Here is an 18,751-nt window from a genome sequence, read left to right on the forward strand (position 1 = left end):
GGTGACGATTCATGGGGGTAGTCAGGCTCATGGTTACCGCCTAATCCGAGGATCGACGTAGGCGTACATGATGTCCGCGACCATATTCATGAGCACCGCGGCTCCGCCGGTGACCAGGAAGAAAGCCATAACCGGGGCCGGATCGACCTGGGCAAGCCCGGTTCGGAAGAGTTCACCCATGCCCTTCCAGCCGAAGACCGTTTCGGTAATAACCGCGCCGCCGATCAGGCCCGCAAAATCGAAAGCGATAATGGTCAGCAGCGGCAGCATGGCGTTACGGAAAGCGTGCCGGGTAATAACCGTGTGCTCGGGAAGTCCCTTGGCCCGCGCGGTGCGGATGTAATCCTGACCGAGCACTTCCAGCATGGACGAACGCGTATAGCGCGTATAGGACGCGATGGACATGAGCGTCAGCGAGATCGTCGGCAGCAGGAGGTGGGTGAAGGAGTCCAAGAAGCTGAGCCAGAAGACGTGGCTACCCTGGAAATTCGGAGTCATCGAACCGATGGTGGAAATCGGGCGGTTCTGGGTGAGCGGTAGGTAAGTTGACCAGTAGCGGGCGGCGAAATCGAAAATAATCGCGATCCACACCGAGAAAACGGCCCAGATCGACGCCCAGGTCACCGAGCGGCGCGCGTAGCCACCGAAGAAGTAGGACACGCCCACGGAAACGGCGATTCCGAGAGCCAGAATCAAGAAGAGGAAGCCCCAGGTCGGCTCCCAGAGCATATTCGAGCAGGCCGCCACGATAACGAACATGATCGCGGCATTGGCGCCCACCACGGCAAAGCCGCGCTTATTGGAGAAACCGAGGAAGAGACCGGTGAAGAGCACCGTGCCGGCCAGGCCCATGAGAGCTTCAATCCACAGCCCACCGGTGGGTTCGAGGAAGGCGCGGGTGACGGAAATGTATTCCATAACGCCGAAAGCAACGGCGAAGCTAATGCCCGCGGCCATGGCGCGCCGCTTCGGGCCGCCGGCCACGAGGGCCTGCACAAAGAGCGCGAAAATGCCGGCAAATATCACGATAGTAACAAGTGAGATTGTTGGATCTGCCAGCCAGTCATTAAAGCGAATAGCGCCGTATTCCTTCAGGAGCACCGCGAAAACGAAGGCGGGTAGTGAGTAGAAGGTGAAGGCGAGGAAGGTCACGACGTAATCGAAACCGGTGTAGCGGCGGATAGCACTCATCACGCCGAAGAAGATTCCGAAGAAGATCGCGAGGAAGGTGGCCGCTAGCACGAGGCGCAAGGTGGCGGAAGCGGCCTGACCGAGCATGTCATTAACAGACTGTCCGGAACGATTGACGCCCAGGTCGCACTGGCCGATGAAGCATTTTGCCGCCCCGGTCAGCCAGGTCCAATAGCGCTCGTACCAGGGCAGGTCGAGGCCCATGAAGGAGGAGCGCTGCTGCATGAGATTTTCGCGATTCGGGTTATTGGATTCGCGAAGGTCCTCGAGGGGGTCGCCCGAATTGATCGTAAGAACAAAAATAAGGAGCGACGCGGCCCAGAGGATAAGTACTGAGATGCCAATTCGTTTGGCGATGAATTTATACACCGCGAGACTTCTTTCCGTTCTGTGTGCCGATGGGCGCCGGTTCGGACAATTTTACTCGGTGACTATAGTACATAAGCATTTCCAGACGAAATGGGACGTGGGATGTGACACAGGAAGGGTGAACGAGACTGCACGCCGGGAGGGGCCGCGAGCGCGGCCCCTCCGGTGCAGCTAGAAAATAACTATTACTTCCTATGCATAAGGCTAATTACTCAGCCTTGGCGGGTGCGGAGCCCCAGCTCCACTTTTCGGCATTCCAGGCGATGCCGGACTGGGTGACGTTGCGCTCAACGTTCTCCATACCGGTGGTGTACGCCGCGATGCCCGGGTGGGTGAAGAGCGGAATACCGAAGAGGTCATTCCACAGTTCCTTCTCAATCACCTTCTTGGCTTCCTTCTGGACCTTCGGATCCAGGCTGGAGGAAACCTTGTCCCATTCGGTGTCAACAGTGGCGTTGGCGTAACCGGTTTGGTTCTGGCCACCGTTGGACTTGTAGATATTCGCGCCGGAAACGATCTGGCCGGAGCCGGACCAAGCGAAGAGCACCATATCGAAGTCGCCGCTCTCATAGCCGCCACCCGGAGCCATGAAGCCCTGGGCCCCGACGTCCTGGACGGTGATGCCGGCCTGGGCGCAGGAGGAGGTCACGAGGGCAACCTCATCGGAACGGCGCTGGTTGGGCTGGTTGTAACCAATGCGGACCACCGGGTTGGCGATACCGGATTCAGCAACCTTGGCCTTGGCCTTTTCGATATCCACGGTGTCGTATTCGCCGTTGTAGGAGGCGGACACAACTTCCTTGTACTCGGGGTTATCCGGGAAGTATTCGCGGGAGTTGAGAACTTCAGCCTTGTCGTTGAGCGGCTTGATAAGCGAATCAACGATCTGCTGACGCGGGATGCAGTAGGCCATGGCCTGGCGCAGCGCGAGGCCGCCCTTGTCATTGGCGAAGATGGAGCCCGGCTTGAAGTTGAAGTCGAAGTGCTCCCAAATCATGGTGTTACCTTCGAGGACGGTCACGCCCTGGGTGCCGTTGAGGGCATCAAGGGTGTCCTTGGTGGCCTGCGGTTCGATAACGTTGACGTTCTGGTTGGCGAGAGCCTGCACCTGGCCTTCCGGCGGAATGAAGCGGATCACCAGTTCATCGAGGCCGGGCTTCTCACCCCACCAATCCGGGTTGGGAACCATGGTGATGTACTGACCGGCTTCCCAGCCACCTTCCTTGAGGGTGTAGGGACCGAAGGACGGCGCATCTTCCGCGGCGGGCAACTGGCCCGGGGTGGGAGAATTCCAGTTATTCCAGAATTCAGCGGCCTTCTTAGCGGTCTCGAAGTCCTTGTTCTTCAGGGCTTCGAAGAGCTCCTTCTTGGAGATGCCAATCTTATTGGCTACCACGTGCGAGGGAAGCGGACCGGAAACAACCAGCTGCCAGTCCGGATTCGGCTCGCTGTAGGTAATGGTGAAGGAACGGTCACCCGGGTTGCACTGGGGGCCTTCCGGAACGCCGTCCGCGTAGGTATCCGGGCTGGACACGTGGTTGAACAGCGGTTCATCGGAGCCGGCAGCGGCCTGGCCGTCCATAATCCACTTCGGGTTCTGGGTAACCCAGTCCATGTAGGCGTCTTCACAGGTGATGAGTTCGCCGCCCTGGTACTTGGCCTCATCGTTGAAGGTGTACTTCACGGTGAGGGGGTTCTCAGAAACCATTTCATAGTCACCGAGCGGGGTGCCGTGCTTCCACTCGCCATTGGCGGAGTAGTAGCCGAAACCGGGCATCATACGGTCAACAACAAGGGAGTTGGCCGAGCTGTAGGTAGTGGGCGTCAAGCCGTTGTAGCCCAGGAATTCATCGGCACCGACGGTGACCGAAGCGGTCCGGTTGACATTTCCTTCGACCTGGGTGGGGCCACCCTTGCCGTTGGAGGAACAACCAGTCATGACCAGAGCAAGCGCGGCTGCTCCGGCCACCAAGGGATAAGCGGTCTTCTTCACGAAGGAACCTCCTCATTGACTGTTTCCGTACCGCGGGGGCAGTCCCCCGGTGCGGAGTGATCATGTTCGCGCCGTGAGCGCGTGGAATATGCAAAAGCGGTGCCGGATTCTTGAGAATCCGGTGCGTTGACGATCTCCACAGGATGGAACACGCATTGACATCCTGTGCGGATAGCCAGCGCCACCGCTCTAACCATGGAAAAAGCCTACACGAGTCTTGACGATTTCTTTACGTTTAGGCTCAGGCTTTTTTGATGTGCAAATGTTCACGCTCGCAAGAATGGGGAAAATCCGCAGCACAGAGCCGTTTTTCGACGTTGTGAGCGACTCGAGACTTTCAGGAAAGAGTCACGCCTCACGCCGTGCATATCTCATATGCTGAGATAGTTTTTCTCAAAATCATTCCAGCGATGAGATGCGCACTGTTTTAGGGCGCCGCGGGAGCGGGCACGGCAGTACCGTGCCCGAAGAGATCCCGCAGCCGAGCCCGGGATACCTTCCCGTCATCGTCCACCGGCAGCTCATCAAGCACCAGGAGGAGGCGCGGGAGCTTGAAGGTGGCAAGCGCCTGGGCGGCGAAAGCCCTCAGCTGGTCGAGGCTGGGCACGGGCAAGCTTTGGGGCACCACCGCGAAACCACCGGTTGCCGGATCCGGAGTAGCGAAATCTTCGGGGCGAGCCGCGTGGGAATCCATCACGATGGCGGCGCCCACCACCTGGCCCCACACCGGATCTGGCACACCCGTGACCAGGGCGGAACGCACTCCCGGGTACTGGTGGAGTACCCGCTCAATTTCTTCGGGGTGAACGGTATCTCCCCCGGTCTTGATGGTATCGGTGACCCGGGCAACCAGAGTGATATATCCGTCTGCATCCACCCGCGCGTGATCCTGGGAACAGAACCATTCCCCCGCGAAAGAAGAGCGCTGGTAATTATCCCCGTGCCAGTATCCGGCCGAAATGCTCGGCCCGCGCAATTGCATTTCTCCGATTTCTCCGGGCGCCACCGGGGTATCGGTACCCGGTTCCACCAGGCGAATCTCCACGTGGGGCATGGCGCGCCCCACCGTTTCAGCCTTATGGGACACGCGCGCGGTGGGAAGATACGGGCCGACGCCGCCCGTTTCCACAGACCCCCATATATTAAGAGGATGGAGACCCGCCGCATCCAGGCGCCCCATAAGAGCGGGCGGTACCGCTGCTCCACCCACGAAGGCGTAGCGGAGACTGGAGAGGTCCCGGGCGAGGAAGGTGTCGTCGTCGAGCATAAAAGAATAGGTGGTGGGGGTGCCGAACACGGTGGTGACCCGGTGTTCTTCCATAAGGTGCAGCAGACCGGCCGGGGAGGGAGTGCGCGCAATAACAATGCGGCCCCCGCGTGCGAAGTGGAAAAGCGTGCCGCCGTTGAAACCGGCGATAGATGAACAGCGGGCGCTGTGCAGGAAGATGTCGTCGCGCCCGTAACCCAGTGCGTCGTGGAAAATACGATCCGCCCACCACAAGTTGTCATGAGTAAGTTCGAGGGCTCGTGGCGCTTCCGGGGGCGCGGGCCGGAACATCATAACGGCCACCCCGCTCGGGTATCCCTCCGTATTAAAAGCGGGATTACCGGCGGTGCCATCGGCAACGAAATCAGCGGTGAAACTCCCGGTTGCCGCGCTCAGAGCAATATAGCCGTTGGTGAGGGCAGGAGTGAAGGGCGGGGCGAGCACGTCGTCGTCGATAACAAAATGGATAAGGGTTCCCGTGGAGGTGAAGGCGCCGGCGGTACCTATTTCCGCGCACGCGATAAGAACGCGCGGGGCCGCGAAATCAACGAGGCGTTGAATCTCGACCGGGTGGAGGCGGGCGTCCACCGGAACGTATACCGCACCGATGCGGGCGCAGGCCACCGCAACAAGATAGTGATAGGGAGAATTATGGGCCACGATCATAACGCGGTCCCCGTGTGAGACGCCGGCCTGCACGAAAAGTTGGGCGAGGCGGGAGGTGGTATCGCGGGCTTCCCCGACCGTCAGGGCGGTGGCGTCATAGAGCAGGCAGGTGCGATCCGGGTTGGCGAAGGCGGTGCGATCAAGCAGATAGGCAACGTTCGTGACGGGGACGCTACTCATTGCTCTCACTTTCTGCGCCCGGGCCCGCTCCCCCGCCGGTATCCGCGAGATCCGCATCCTGCATATCAGCGGCGCGCTCACCGAAAAGGAAACCGCGAATGAGGCGGCGCAGCTGGTAGAGATCCTCCACGTGGGAGAGCTCGCGCGCCGAGTGCATAGACAGAAGCGGCACGCCCACATCCACCGTGGTGATACCCAGGCGGGTAGCCGTGAGCGGGCCGATGGTGGTACCGCAGGGAATGGAATTCCGCGAGATGAAGAACTGGTAGGCCGCTCCGGCATCACTGGCCGCGCGGAGAGCGAGCGTGACCGATGCGGCATCGGAGGCGTAGCGCTGCTGGGCGTTCATTTTGATGAGCGGGCCGGCACCGGCGCGCGGGGCGGAATCCGGGTCGTAGAACTCGGCGTAATTGGGGTTGAGGGCGTGCCCGGCATCGGCGGATAGGCAAGCCGAGCGAGCCAGCAGCTGGTACCAGCTATCCCCGCGCACCCCGAAACTTTCCGCGATGCGGGTCAGCACGGCTTCCAGGAAGGGCCCGCTGGCTCCGCTGGTGGTTCCCGAACCGACTTCTTCGTGGTCAAAAGCGGCGAAAACCGGGAAGTAGGGAAGAGCTGCGTTATCCCCTACGCCCGCGGCCACCCCGTCGAGGAGTGCGCGCAGCCCGGCGTATACGGAGGACAAATTATCCTGGCGCCCGGCCGATAGGTACGCCCCATTGCGCCGCGGCGGCTCCACATCATAAGCGTAAATATCATGCCAGCCGATCCATTCAGCGCCGGGCGCTTCCCGGCCTTCCGGCCCCGGCTGCGCATAACGCGCCAGGGTTTCAAAAAGATCGCTATCCGTATCCGTGCCGAAGCCCGCATCCGCCCCGGTAACAATCGGGTGGAGATGCTGCTGACGATCCAGCGTGAGACTATCGCGGTTACCGGAAATAAGGTGCGGGGCGAGCTGCGGGATCACCATGCAGGCGGGGGTGCGAACCAGGTATTCCCGACCGTCCATATCCGTGACGCGCCCGGCCAGCCCCAAATCCCGGTTGAGCCAAGAATTGAGCAATGGCCCGCCGTAGACTTCCATATCCACCTGGGTGTAGCCCCCGTGGCGGGAGGTTCCGGCCGGCTTGAGTTTGAGGCTGGGCGAATCGGTATGCGCGCCCAGGATACGGAAGGGTGCCAGCTCGCCGGAACCGGCGCCCCGCGGACTCACCCAGGCAATCAGTGCCCCGCCGCGCCGTACGTAGCGTGCCCCGCGCGCCTCCCAGGGTTCCGTTTCGCGCTGCTCGGTAAAACCGTGCGCTTCCAGAATATGAGCCAGCTGCGCCGCTGCGTGGTAGGACGACGGGGATGCCGCGATGAACTGCGCGTATCCGCGGGCGTGGCGATCAGCGGCGGCACCTCCCTGCGCCGGCGCCGGGTCCGCCAGCTCCGTATCGGGCGTGGACTCAGCAAACTCAGACATGCTCATGGCCTCCCAGTCTAGTGACCGCCGGGGCACCCCGGCCTCGTTGTTTCAGCGTTTAGGAGCGCGGCTGACCTTCCGGGGAATCCCAGAAATCCCCCGCGGGATCAGTTCCGGTGGTGCCGGGTCCGCCAGCGGCCTCAGCTGCGCCGTCGTTCCCATATTCTTCGTTTTCCGCAACCGCGCCGGCCGCAACTTCCGCGGGCGTGACCTCCATGGTGCCGCGCGCCGCGTGGCGACGTGCCAAGAAGAGCAACAGAATCCCGAGGGCCAGCACCAAAACGCTAATAACCACCCAGGCAAGGACCTGCGCCCCACTACTGGCGAGCTGGGCGCCACCGTTCACTGTTTCCATTGTTATTGAACTCCTCACCGCAACGATTAGCTTCCTGGGACGATGGTACACCGGGTGACTAGAACATCACACCGGACCTTTTCTACGCTTTTTCGTCAGCAAGGGTGGCTAGGATTCCCGCTCATGACAAAAATTTTTCGCGCTGCGTCGCTGCGGCGTGACGGTGGGGAACACAGCGCCCACCGTGGCGGGGCTCTGACCCGCGCCGGTCTTGGTTTGGCTGCTCTCGGCGTCGTTTTCGGCGATATCGGGACCAGTCCGCTCTACGTTGTACGCGCGGTTTTCACCGTGCACGGCGGCGCCGTTCCGCTCACGGACGCCTCGATTTACGGAGTGATCTCCCTGGTGGTGTGGATGCTCCTTCTTATCGTGTCATTTAAATACGTCATCCTTGTGTTGCGCGCGGATAACGACGGCGAAGGCGGAATCATCGCCCTCGCCACCCTGCTGCGCACCCTCAGCGGTGGGCGGCCGCGGGCTGCCGCGCTCTTCACGGTGGCGGGCATGTTCGGTGCGGCGCTCTTTTTCGGCGACGCCGTTATTACCCCGGCTATTTCCGTGCTCTCCGCTATCGAAGGCATCCGGGTGGCACTCCCAGCCTTCCCCGCCACCCTCATCGTGCCCATCGCGCTGGTGATTCTTCTCACCCTGGGCTGGATGCAGCGCTACGGCACCGGGCGGGTCGGCGCTATTTTCGGACCTTTCATGCTGCTGTGGTTCACGGGCCTGGCGCTCATCGCACTCCCGCATATTGCCGCGCATCCGGAAATTATCGCGGCACTTTCCCCGCATGAGGCCCTCACTTTCGTGGGCCGCCACCCGGCTATCGGTTTCCTCGCCATGGGCGCGGTGGTGCTCGCGGTGACCGGCGCCGAGGCGCTCTACGCCGATATCGCCCATTTCGGGCGGCGCCCCATTTCCGCGGTGTGGTTCGTGGTGGTGCTCCCCGCGCTGGTGTGTAACTACCTGGGGCAGGGTGCGCTGCTGCTCGCGCATCCGGAGGCCATCGCCGATCCGTTCTTCCACCTGGTGTCGTCCCAATGGGCCCTGGTGCTCATGCTGCTGGCCACCGGCGCCACGGTGATTGCCTCGCAATCGGTGATCGCGGGAACCTATTCCATTGCCCGCCAGGCTTCCCGGTTGGGATACTTGCCGCACCTGCGGATCCGCTATACCTCCGCGAGCGGTGCGGGGCAGATTTACCTGCCGGATATTACCGGGCTGCTGGTGGCCGCAGTGGCGGCCGTCGTGGTGATTTTCCGCGATTCGGAGCGGCTTTCTTCCGCTTACGGACTGGCGGTTTCCACCGATTTCCTTCTCACCACCGCCATGCTCTTGGCTCTCACTGTGATCGGCTGGCACTGGCGCTGGTGGCAAAGCGCAGCGCTTGCGGTGGTCCTCGGCGCGGTGGAAGTACCGCTTTTCGCCGCTAATGCCGCGAAGCTGGTTACCGGCGGGTGGCTGCCTCTGCTCATCGCGCTCGTTCTGATGGTGGTCATGCTCACGTGGCGGCGCGGGGAGGCGGTGGTGGCAGCTACCCGGGCACGGACCGAAGGCACCCTCGCGGAGTTCGCGGCGCAGCTGCAGAAAAATCCGCTGCGGCGCGTTCCGGGTACCGTGATCTATCCGCATTCCCTCGCTACCACGGTTCCGGCTGCTTTGCTGGCCACCACGGCGCTGCATCGCAGTATGCGCGACCACGTCATCATTCTCTCCATCAAAACGGCCCCGCAGGCCCATATCGAGCGCGCCGAGCGCATCACCCTGACGCAGGTGAGCCCGCGCGTGGAGGGCGTTGTGCACCTCACGATGCGTTACGGCTTCATGGATAGTCGCAATATTCCGGCCGATCTGGAATGGGCGCAGCGCGAATACGGCTGGGGGTCCTGGAAGCTCAGCGAGGCCCAGTGGGTGCTTAGTCACCTCGGGGTACGCTCGCGGGGGAAGAACGACGACGCAGTTTCGGGCGCCGCGCCCGCTGCCGACACCGGTGATTTTCCGCAGTTGCCCCGCTGGCAAGCCTGGCTTTTTGCGCGGATCGCGCGCCATTCCGCATCGCCGGCCTGGGTGAAGAGTCTCCCGGCGGATCGCACCGTGGAGATTTCCCGCGAGGTCATCGTGTAGCTACTAATGTCGAAGCGCCTGGTAGCGTTCCTATTATGACGACAACAACGCACTACCTCGGGCAGCTTCGCCTCGATGAACTCAGCCTCACGGTGCCGCTCACCGCGGATCGGGAAGATACGCGCACCATCGATGTATTCGCTCGCATCGCCACCCGCCCGGGTGGGGAATCCCTCCCCTATCTTTTCTATCTGCAGGGCGGGCCGGGCTATGAAGCCTGGCGGCCCAGCCTTTCCCCGCTGGAGCCCTCCTGGCTGAATGTGGCCTTGGAACGCTACCGGGTTGTTTTTGTGGATGAACGCGGTACGGGCCGCTCCACGCCCGTCGGGGAGGATATCCTCCGCACCGGGAGCACCGCGCAGGTGGCTGAATATCTCAGCCACCTGCGCGCCGATGGCATTGTGCGCGATTGCGAGGCGCTGCGCCGCGAGCTCGGCGTGGAGAAAATCAATCTTCTCGGGCAGTCCTTCGGTGGTTTCACCACCGTGCATTACCTCTCGGTAGCGCCCGAACATATCGATCAGGCTTTCCTCACCGGCGGGCTCACCGCGGTGCGCCGCAGCGCGGATGATGTCTATTCCCTCACGTGGGAAAAGATGCGGGAGCACAGTGAAGAGTACTACCGGCGCTTCCCCGCGCACCGGGATCGGGTGCGGGAGCTGGTGGATCTGGCCGGTAGCGGCTCCATTGAATTGCCCTCGGGGGAAATCGTTTCGCCCTCACGGCTACGTTCCCTCGGGCATCTCCTCGGTTCGGATAACGGGTGGCGGGAACTGTACTACCTCCTGGAAAAGGATCCGGCTTCTACGGCTTTCCGTTATGACCTGGCCGCCGCTATGCCCTTTGATGGGCGTAATCCGCTCTACTACGTGCTGCACGAATCTTCGTACGCGGATGGTGTGGTCACCAATTGGAGTGCGGAACGTACCCAACCGGAGGATTTCCGCACCGATACGTCGCTCCTCTACGGTGAACACGTCTGGGCGGAGTGGGCGGATACCGTCCCGGCCTTCCAGCCGTGGAAGGATGTCGTTGAAAAGCTAGCCACGTGGCCGTGGCCGCAGCTCTACTTCCCGGAAGCTTTGCGGGAATCCGGGGCGCGGGGTGCGGCCGCTGTGTATGTGAACGACGCTTACGTGCCCGTGGAGTTCTCCCTCGAAACGGGGGCGCTGCTGCCCGGGATCCACCGGTACGTGACGTCCACCCATGAGCACAGCGGATTGCGTTCCAGTAACGGAGCGGTGCTACGCACGCTCTTTGAATTGGCCGATGGTACGCGCCTGCGCTAATTGCGCACTCCCGGAATAGTGGGCGGCCCGCGTCCGTGCGGGTCGCCGGTAAGAAAGTGAGGATACATATATGTGGAATGATGCGGATACGGACGCTGTGGTGTTCGGAGATAACCTACCGGTGCTCCGGGCCCTCCCGGCCGAATCATTCCAGCTTATTTACCTCGATCCTCCTTTTAATACCGGCCGGCCCCAGCGCCGCTCCACGGTGGTGACCCGGCGTTCCAGCACCGGGAATCGTATCGGTTTTAAGGGCCAACGGTACGAAACTATCGTGGAGCGGGTACTCGGCTACGATGATAGCTTCGCCGAATATTGGGGTTTTCTTGAACCGCGCCTGGAAGAGGCCTGGCGGCTCCTCACCGATTCGGGAACGCTCTATCTCCATCTTGATTACCGGGAGGCGCACTACGCGAAGGTGCTCCTCGATGCGCTTTTCGGGCGAGAATGCTTCCTCAACGAGATTATTTGGGCCTACGACTACGGCGCCCGCACGAAAAAACGCTGGCCCGCCAAACATGACACCATTTTGGTGTACGTGAAAAACCCGGCTAGCTACTATTTCAATTCGGAAGATGTGGATCGCGAACCGTATATGGCTCCCGGTTTGGTCACGAAGGAAAAGGCGGCGCGCGGCAAACTTCCTACGGATGTGTGGTGGCATACCATTGTGTCCCCTACCGGGAAAGAGAAAACCGGCTATCCCACCCAAAAGCCGCTGGGGATTCTGCGCCGAATTATCACCGCGTCCTCTCGGCCGGGGGATCGCGTCCTTGATTTCTTTGCCGGTTCGGGTACCACCGGGGCCGCGGCGCGTGAATTGGAGCGCCGTTTCCTGCTTGTTGATGCCAATCCGGAAGCCATCGCGGTGATGCGCACCCGCTTCCCCGCTGATGTGCGGTTCGGGGAATGGGATGGCGCGGCGGTGAGCTGGACGTAGTGCGCCCGCAGCGCACCTCCTGAAGCTGGCCGGCTACCCGGCTCAGGAATCCACACGCAGCTGCGAATAGAGCGCGCAGGCACCTACCCGATAAGCAGGCTCCAGGGAAAGCTCCGGATCGGCGTAGAAATCCGGGGAGTGATTCGAAGCGGGCTCCCCCTGCGCGGGGTTGAGCTGCGCGGGCGAAAACCCGCCGAAAAGCCAGAATACCGACCGTGCCCCGGCGCTCTGCCCCAGCACTGCAAAGTCCTCACTGAAACCGAAAGTTTCGCCGGCCAGATTTTCCTCCCCCAGTTCCGCAGCGATCACGTCACGCAAGGCCGCAACAGCTGCGTCGTCGTTCACGGTGGCATCCACCTGGCGGATCTGGCGGATCAGCGGTTCGGGCGCGCCGGCCGCGAGCGCCTCAGCCCGCACAATCCGCTCGATACCAGTGTTGATGATTGCGCGGGTTTCCTCATCCCGGAACCGGGTATTGATGCACAGGCGCGCGGTGTCCGGAATGATATTGTCCTGGCTGCCGGCCTGGAAAACGCCGACACTCACAACCGCGTTGCGGTCCGGGTCCGTCATGCGGGAACGGATTGTTTGCAGGCGGGTAACGATGGCCGAACCTATCACAATAGGGTCGACGGCGCGGTGGGGCTGCGAACCATGCCCGCCTACCCCGTGCACAATAACTTCGAAACCGTCCGAGCCGGGCAGAACCCCACCCGGATAAAGATTGACCCAACCGGCCGGGCGTGGCACCACGTGGCCGCCGTACATGATTTGCGGGCGCGGGGCTTTCTCCCACAGGCCAGCCTCCACCATGGCGCGTGCCCCCAGGCCGTTTTCTTCCGATGGTTGGAAAACAAAAACAATGGTGCCGTGCCACAGCTGCGTATTTGCGGCAAAGGCCCGTGCCAGGGCGAGCGCGAGCGACATGTGGGAATCGTGCCCGCAGGCGTGCATAACCGGAACATTTTTCCCGGAGGCATCGATCCCGGTGGCCCGCGAGGCATAGCTCAGGCCGGTGCGCTCGGCAACGGGAAGCCCGTCCATATCAGCGCGGTAGCCCACCACCGGGCCGGAGCCGTTGCGCAGCACGCACGCAAAACCGGTATCGGTAACGGGGATGATCTCGCGGGTGAGCGCGCCGGAAAGTTCCATGGCTTCCAGGCGTTCCCGGAGCGCCCGCGAGGTCTCCACTTCCTGGAAAGACAACTCTGGGTTGGCGTGGAAATACTGAAAATCAGCGATCATCGCGGCCCGGGCCGAGGCGGTGAGGTGAAATTCCTCGGGGAGATACTGCACGGCGTTCCCTCTCATCCGATGCTAGCGGTGCGGGCGCCTCAGTGGCGCAGGGTGCGCAAACGTCCGCTCACCTCGTTTATTTTAGCGCCGCGCCGAACGTCCGTGGCAGGCCGGGGCAGCCACTGGCTAGGCTGGAGGGAGTGCGCGAACGCGGCACGCTAGCAAGCGGAGCCACGATGTGCCGGTACGTGCGGCGGAAACGCCCAGGCGAGGAGGAATAATGTTCCACAACATCATTTGGGATATGGGCGGAACCATGGTGGATACCTACCCGCACGTGGATGCCACCTTGCAGGCCGTTGTGCTCGATTCCGGTCAGGAGGTTTCCCTCCTGGAGGTTGCCCGGCTGACCCGGCGTTCCACCAACCTCGCCATCACCGAGCTTTCGCGCCGTTTCGGGATTCCCGAAGCGCGGTTCCGCGAGCGCGAACAAGAACTAAAAGACTCCTGGAAAATCACACCTCCGCCCGCGATGGCGCATGTGCATGATGTTCTTGCCGCGGTTGCCGGGATCAACGGGATCAACGTGGTGGTCACGCACCGGGATCGCGCGAGCGCCCGCACCCTCCTGGAGGGCTTGGGCCTCCAGGTTAGCGATATGGTCTGCCCCGAGGACGGCTTCCCGCGCAAACCCGATCCGGCAATGTTCACCCACATGATCAACAAACACCACCTGGATCCGGCCCGTACCCTCGCCATCGGAGATCGACCCATCGATATCACGACGGCGCACAAAGTTGGCGTAGCCGGTGCTCTCCTGGAAACTCCCGGTATTGAGCTGGAGGCGGATGCCGATTATCGCATCACTGATCTTGCCGAAGTCCTCCCGCTCCTCGGCGCATAAGCTAGCGGCGCAGCTTGTGCCCGCGCGGGAGTTTTTCTGGCACAACTGCGCTTATTGCGAGGAACGGCCAGTTTCAGCAACCCCGTGCCTTTCCGGGCGCCTCAGACTTTTCCAGCCACCCCGGGCTTTTCCAGCCGCAGCAGTGCTTTTTTCATATCCAGCCCGCCCGCGTATCCGCCCAGGGCGCCACGTGCGGCAAGCACTCGGTGGCAGGGCAGCACAATAGGTATCGGATTACGCGCACATGCCGATCCCACCGCACGCACCGCACGCGGGTTGCCCGCCATTGCAGCAAGCTGGCCATACGAGCGGGTCTGCCCGTAGGGAATCTCCCCGAGGGTGCGCTGCACCCGGGCCGCAAAGGGGCCGCGGGTGAGAACCAGATCGGTCGGGAGTGTGAAATAGGTGCGTTCTCCCGCGAAATATTCGGTGAGCTGGGCGCATGCTTCCACCGCGAGCTGCTCCGCCCGGCACCGCTCTTCGCCTTTCTCAAGCTCGATAACCGCCTGCGGGCGCGGCAGCCCGGGAAGCACCACCGCGATAAGCGCATGCGCCTGCGCCGCAACGGCGAATTGCCCCAGTGGGGAATCACAGGAGCGCCATACCGCTGCGGCGCAGGCACGTGTCACGGTAGGTTTCTTTACTTCGCGAGCTGGGAGGTGAGTTGTTCAAGGCCGCTCAGCACGGCTTCTACTTCACCCGCGCGGCGTTCCAACGGGGTGAAGTCGCCGGCTGTCCAATCCTCAAACATCATGAAATTCACTTCGGAGCGGATGGCGGGCATATTGAAATTAGCCGTAATCTGGCGCCACTGCTCGATAGCGCGCACGCCCCCGATGGAGCCGTGCCCCACGAAGGCAACCGGCTTATTCATCCACTCGATACCCAGCGTATCCACCGCGTTCTTGAACGCCCCGGGAACCCCGTGGTTGTATTCCGGGGTCACGAAAATAAAGGCGTCGAATTCACCGATTTTATCGGCCCAGCGCTGGATGGCCGGGTTATCGTAACGGCCCGCGGCCGCGGCCGGAACCACGGGGCTGGTGAGGAGCGGAATATCGAAATCCTTGATGTTGATGAGTTCGTAGGTGGCCTCCCCCGCCCGCTGGGATGCGAGCTGGGCGACGTACCGAGCCACACTTTCGGTGGCCTGACCCTCGCGAATTGATCCGGAAATAATTGCGATCTTCATAAACGTGTCCTTTCATTGAGGTGAGCGACACCCAGATTACCAATCACTCATTTACCTTTCAATGGGATAGGTAGTGCCCCCGTTCAGCTCTGTGAGAACATCGCTCGCTCGGGTATGAGCATCATCCGCTGCGGCACCGGTGGGCACCTGCGCTTCACCGCCGTGTCCCACCGCAGCACCGGCATTCTCATCCAGATCACTGGCGAGCACGGCGTAGACGATAGTATCCGTCCACTCCCCTTTGAGCCAGAAATCCTGGCGCATATGCGCCTCTTTACGCATCCCCGCGTGCTGGAGCATAAGCTCGCACACCCGATCCCGCGCGTCCATCTGCGCGGCAACGCGATGCACCCCGCACTCGGCACAGGCGTAACGAATCATGGCCCGCATAGCCTCCGATGCGTAGCCGTGCCCGCGAAAATCCGGGTGTAGCACGGTGGCGATCTCCGCGACGCCGTGCTGCGGATCGGTCATCCACAGGCGCACATCCCCGATGGGTTGTGCATCAAGTTCTATTACAACGGCGAGCGCGGCCTGCGGGCCGCGCAAATCCCGCGCCTGGGCACGCTGGGCAGCTTCGTTGACCGCCCGTTCGGGATTCCAGGCATCGGTCATGAGGTAGCGGGTGACATCTTCGCGACTGTAAATACTGTGCAGCCACGGCGCATCATCGGGCCGGTGCAGTCGCAGTCGCAACCGCGCGGTTGTCACCGAAAATTCATCATATGTAGTGGTATTCATGGCCCTTTAAGTGTAACGACAAACACTTTTAGGGGAAGAGGCCCTGAGCTGGTTATCCGCGATATGGGACGGGGCGGTAGTGCGGCAGCGGATCGCTTGCCAGCCTCCCATACAGATCAACATCGATGCGCGCGCCGTTGATAAGGAATTTCCCCCGTTCGGTTCCTTCCTTGAGGAATCCCGCCGCGCGGGCAACTCCTCCCGAGGCGGGGTTATTCACACGGTGTCCGAGTTCCAAGCGTTCCAGCCCGCGCCCGTGCAGTGCCCAATCCGCGACCGTTGCCGCAGCTCTGGACATGATTCCGCACCCCCAGTAATCGTGGTGCAGCCAGTAGGAAAACCACCCGCTTTTCTCATCCCTATTGACTTGGATGCGAACCATACCGATGAGTTCATCGCTATCTTCCCGGGCGATCACCCAGGCCAGCTGCGAGTCGGGCTCCGCCAATATCTGCGCGATATAGCGGCGGGCGCTAGCCAGATCCGTAATATTGCCCTGCCGGATCATATCCGGGTGGGAGGCGAAGGCCGCTACCACAGCTGCGGCGTCGCTTTCACGCACCGGGCGCAAGGCAATATCGACCTTCATTTCCATACCCCTGCGCTACCTACACATTAAAGCGGAATTCGACTTTGTGCACCTTGCACCCTCAAAACTTACTTCGCCATTCGATCACAGTGAGCAAGCGGTGATGGGGCTACCCGTCCTGCACGAGCAACAGCCTCATCAATCTCTCGGGATACGATGTCGCCACCCTTGTATTCGAGACCTTCTAGGAGACGGATTCCAACACGACGACCGCTCTCAGCCAGATCTTCAGGACTCGCCTCGCCCCCGCGGTCTAAGCGACGAAACACGAGAATATCCTCGAAAACTAGTGCCCCATACCGACTTCGAAACTTCCTCTCGAACCGCCTACAGAACACTAGGCCAGGCACCTGAGACGCCATGTCATAGGAGATCTGCGAATTGAGGATTGGCACCCCACGAACGTTGGACTCTCGTCCAACAACCCAAACAAGGTATCCGCCGGGGCGGAGCACTCGAGTCGCTTCATTGAGGGCGAGCCCGGAGTCTTGAGCATACTGCACCACAGTAAGGAATCGATTTTGGCGAAACTTGCGGTTTGAGCCGATCTCCGCTCGCGCTGGAGGTAGGACGTCAAATCCGAGTAATTCAACCGCAGATCTGTAGTTCTGGTGATAGTTGAATACATTCACGTACGGCGGTGACGTTAGCACCAAATCTGCGGCATCCTTCTCAAGGGGCAAACGACGGGCATCTCCAAGCTCAATTTGGACCGACCCAAGACCTTCACCGAGGCCCTCCAACACTGCTTCCACCGTTTGGCGGCCACGCTGCCAGGAATCAGGCGAGAACTGATGCCCATTACCCAATGCAAGTAGAAATACTGCTGATGCGAGGATCTGTTCTAAGGGTTCAACAAGGCTGAGGACTGCATCGCGAAGCACTCGACTATCCCCTGATAAGACAGCGGGTGCGGTGTGAGCAATCATCGATTCCAGGCACTTTGACCTTTCGCCCTGCGAAACCTCCGCAAACGCGTAAACCCGAGCAAGTAGGTACGCAGCTGCATTCACTTCAACACCAAGGGTTGGCAAGCCTAACCGTGACGCTTCCACAAGGGTTGTCCCGCTGCCACAAAATGGGTCAACAACCAGCCCTTGAGGCTCAAAGAAATCGAGAAGATTCGCAACAAAGTCCGGACTGAACTGCCCACGCCAAGGCAAGGCGTTTGTTCGACGTCCGGCCCCAATGTCCAGGGCAATTTGGGGTATCACGTCCCGATCGACCGGGATCTTTGAGAATTCAGTCCATCTGGATCTACTAGAAATAGCCACGTTCTACCGCTCCAGAAAGATCACCCCTTTGATTCTGGAGAATCTCCCGCACATGATTGACGAAACGCTGAACCACATCGATTCGCACTGGAGTGGAACGAACCCTCCTTAGATGCTCTTCGCGGTGATCTCTTCTATATACAGCGTTACTGAAGTTCTTTCGATTCTGAGATCCCACCCGTCGACCTCTAAGGACGAGCACCTCGTCAATATCTGTCCCTGCGGAACTGATCGGTGTCATGTCCAAGAACTCACAAATAAGGAAGTAATGCGATCCTGGTGCTGCAATTCGAAGGTCATGACTTGTCGCCGTGGCTTCCTGAAACATGGTCTTATCCAGGTTCGTCTTCAGCTCTGCTGCGACATAGGCAATGTAGGTCTCACTATCGTCTGTGTGGTCATTGCGAAATGCTTTATCGAATGAGGCCCGAAGGTAAGTCTGGCGGCCAATCGTGAAGTCCTGATCCTTGCTTCTAACGATGAGCCCAGGACGCCCAGATACGTCTGTCAGGACTGACTGAAAGTGTGCTGCCGCGAATGCCTTCGCAGGACCGACCTGCAAATCAATCCCCTCAAGCTCCGGCATTATACGAGGGTCAACCAGCCACGGAAACCACTCTTCGAGGATCGAATTATCCAACTTCAATTGGCCCTTTTGACGATAGAGAAAGCTCTCAGAACTATCCCAGATCAGATCAATCTCGATTTTCTCCTTGTATTCGTTCAACATTTGAACAAGATCGGCAACCCGATCGTCTCCTACAGACGAGAGTTCGGCCATGCCCGAGATCCACTGTTCATACGCCGCCAGTGCTGCAACTACCCGAGGTTGGTCGACCGCTGGAAGTTTGGGGTTGCTCAGGAGTTCACGCAACTTATCACCATGCGGCGAAGGGCGGGTGAACGGAGACACGCGAACTGCTCCCACTTCGATGAGATCCGCCCCATCCTCCTGCCCATCCGACAAGACTGGATCCAC

16 protein-coding genes are annotated in these 18,751 nt (G+C 60.8%); 4 read left to right on the top strand and 12 right to left on the bottom strand.

Features of this window, described 5'->3' with window-relative positions; translation table 11 throughout:
* Positions 1–33: 33 nt before the first annotated feature.
* The 5 genes from HMPREF9237_RS07720 to HMPREF9237_RS07740 form a co-directional block, all read right to left on the bottom strand.
* On the bottom strand, positions 34–1,560 hold the full coding sequence (locus HMPREF9237_RS07720) for an ABC transporter permease (protein WP_016443186.1): 1,527 nt from the start codon (positions 1,558–1,560) through the stop codon (positions 34–36).
* 208 nt (positions 1,561–1,768) lie between these two features.
* Positions 1,769–3,553 (bottom strand): ABC transporter substrate-binding protein, encoded by a 1,785-nt coding sequence (locus HMPREF9237_RS07725; protein WP_016443187.1) that lies wholly within the window; start codon positions 3,551–3,553, stop codon positions 1,769–1,771.
* A gap of 427 nt (positions 3,554–3,980) precedes the next feature.
* Positions 3,981–5,666 carry a class I adenylate-forming enzyme family protein gene (locus tag HMPREF9237_RS07730; protein ID WP_016443188.1) on the bottom strand — a complete coding sequence of 562 codons (1,686 nt, stop codon included), beginning with the start codon at positions 5,664–5,666 and terminating at the stop codon, positions 3,981–3,983.
* Complete coding sequence (locus HMPREF9237_RS07735) at positions 5,659–7,134, bottom strand: M18 family aminopeptidase (protein WP_155875977.1); 1,476 nt, start codon at positions 7,132–7,134, stop codon at positions 5,659–5,661. Before HMPREF9237_RS07735 ends, HMPREF9237_RS07730 begins: the two co-directional genes overlap by 8 nt.
* A 52-nt stretch (positions 7,135–7,186) precedes the next feature.
* Complete coding sequence (locus tag HMPREF9237_RS07740) at positions 7,187–7,483, bottom strand: hypothetical protein (protein WP_016443190.1); 297 nt, start codon at positions 7,481–7,483, stop codon at positions 7,187–7,189.
* 123 nt (positions 7,484–7,606) lie between these two features.
* Here HMPREF9237_RS07740 and HMPREF9237_RS07745 point away from each other — a divergent pair, with 123 nt between their 5' ends.
* From HMPREF9237_RS07745 to HMPREF9237_RS07755, 3 genes are all read left to right on the top strand, one after another.
* Positions 7,607–9,607, top strand: coding sequence for a potassium transporter Kup (locus HMPREF9237_RS07745; protein ID WP_016443191.1), 2,001 nt, complete (start codon positions 7,607–7,609; stop codon positions 9,605–9,607).
* Between the two features lie 35 nt (positions 9,608–9,642).
* Positions 9,643–10,896, top strand: coding sequence for an alpha/beta fold hydrolase (locus HMPREF9237_RS07750; RefSeq protein WP_016443192.1), 1,254 nt, complete (start codon positions 9,643–9,645; stop codon positions 10,894–10,896).
* A 70-nt stretch (positions 10,897–10,966) separates the two neighbouring features.
* A complete protein-coding gene (locus HMPREF9237_RS07755) occupies positions 10,967–11,836 on the top strand; it encodes a DNA-methyltransferase (RefSeq protein ID WP_016443193.1) in 870 nt (289 codons plus the stop codon).
* 42 nt (positions 11,837–11,878) lie between these two features.
* Here the strand turns inward: HMPREF9237_RS07755 and HMPREF9237_RS07760 are convergent, their stop codons facing one another.
* Entirely contained in the window at positions 11,879–13,132 is a 1,254-nt protein-coding gene (locus HMPREF9237_RS07760) for an amidohydrolase (protein WP_016443194.1), read from the bottom strand.
* A 220-nt stretch (positions 13,133–13,352) separates the two neighbouring features.
* Here HMPREF9237_RS07760 and HMPREF9237_RS07765 point away from each other — a divergent pair, with 220 nt between their 5' ends.
* The gene (locus HMPREF9237_RS07765) at positions 13,353–13,976 is read left to right on the top strand and encodes an HAD-IA family hydrolase (RefSeq protein ID WP_016443195.1); all 624 of its coding nucleotides are present in this window, start codon (positions 13,353–13,355) and stop codon (positions 13,974–13,976) included.
* Between the two features lie 101 nt (positions 13,977–14,077).
* On the opposite strand, the gene HMPREF9237_RS09030 is transcribed toward HMPREF9237_RS07765, so the two are convergent.
* From HMPREF9237_RS09030 to HMPREF9237_RS07795, 6 genes are all read right to left on the bottom strand, one after another.
* A complete protein-coding gene (locus HMPREF9237_RS09030; protein WP_016443196.1) occupies positions 14,078–14,605 on the bottom strand; it encodes a methylated-DNA--[protein]-cysteine S-methyltransferase in 528 nt (175 codons plus the stop codon).
* 11 nt (positions 14,606–14,616) lie between these two features.
* Positions 14,617–15,168 (bottom strand): NADPH-dependent FMN reductase, encoded by a 552-nt coding sequence (locus tag HMPREF9237_RS07775; protein ID WP_016443197.1) that lies wholly within the window; start codon positions 15,166–15,168, stop codon positions 14,617–14,619.
* 51 nt (positions 15,169–15,219) lie between these two features.
* Entirely contained in the window at positions 15,220–15,909 is a 690-nt protein-coding gene (locus HMPREF9237_RS07780; protein WP_016443198.1) for a GNAT family N-acetyltransferase, read from the bottom strand.
* A 52-nt stretch (positions 15,910–15,961) separates the two neighbouring features.
* Entirely contained in the window at positions 15,962–16,504 is a 543-nt protein-coding gene (locus HMPREF9237_RS07785; protein ID WP_039898929.1) for a GNAT family N-acetyltransferase, read from the bottom strand.
* Positions 16,505–16,566: 62 nt separating this feature from the next.
* Positions 16,567–17,772 carry a DNA methyltransferase gene (locus HMPREF9237_RS09910; protein ID WP_016443200.1) on the bottom strand — a complete coding sequence of 402 codons (1,206 nt, stop codon included), beginning with the start codon at positions 17,770–17,772 and terminating at the stop codon, positions 16,567–16,569.
* Positions 17,759–18,751 carry a Bpu10I family restriction endonuclease gene (locus tag HMPREF9237_RS07795; protein WP_196800266.1) on the bottom strand — a complete coding sequence of 331 codons (993 nt, stop codon included), beginning with the start codon at positions 18,749–18,751 and terminating at the stop codon, positions 17,759–17,761. Before HMPREF9237_RS07795 ends, HMPREF9237_RS09910 begins: the two co-directional genes overlap by 14 nt.

The organism is Actinotignum schaalii FB123-CNA-2, assembly GCF_000411135.1.
Taxonomy (GTDB): domain Bacteria; phylum Actinomycetota; class Actinomycetes; order Actinomycetales; family Actinomycetaceae; genus Actinotignum; species Actinotignum schaalii_A.

Bases quoted from the DNA above. Each gene is read 5' to 3' on its own strand.
- HMPREF9237_RS07745 (WP_016443191.1), top strand. From the start codon at position 7,607: ATGACAAAAATTTTTCGCGCTGCGTCGCTGCGGCGTGACGGTGGGGAA.
- HMPREF9237_RS07730 (WP_016443188.1), bottom strand. From the start codon at position 5,666: ATGAGTAGCGTCCCCGTCACGAACGTTGCCTATCTGCTTGATCGCACC.
- HMPREF9237_RS07775 (WP_016443197.1), bottom strand. From the start codon at position 15,168: ATGAAGATCGCAATTATTTCCGGATCAATTCGCGAGGGTCAGGCCACC.
- HMPREF9237_RS07735 (WP_155875977.1), bottom strand. From the start codon at position 7,134: ATGAGCATGTCTGAGTTTGCTGAGTCCACGCCCGATACGGAGCTGGCG.
- HMPREF9237_RS07740 (WP_016443190.1), bottom strand. From the start codon at position 7,483: ATGGAAACAGTGAACGGTGGCGCCCAGCTCGCCAGTAGTGGGGCGCAG.
- HMPREF9237_RS07785 (WP_039898929.1), bottom strand. From the start codon at position 16,504: ATGGAAATGAAGGTCGATATTGCCTTGCGCCCGGTGCGTGAAAGCGAC.
- HMPREF9237_RS07750 (WP_016443192.1), top strand. From the start codon at position 9,643: ATGACGACAACAACGCACTACCTCGGGCAGCTTCGCCTCGATGAACTC.
- HMPREF9237_RS07765 (WP_016443195.1), top strand. From the start codon at position 13,353: ATGTTCCACAACATCATTTGGGATATGGGCGGAACCATGGTGGATACC.
- HMPREF9237_RS07780 (WP_016443198.1), bottom strand. From the start codon at position 15,909: ATGAATACCACTACATATGATGAATTTTCGGTGACAACCGCGCGGTTG.
- HMPREF9237_RS07755 (WP_016443193.1), top strand. From the start codon at position 10,967: ATGTGGAATGATGCGGATACGGACGCTGTGGTGTTCGGAGATAACCTA.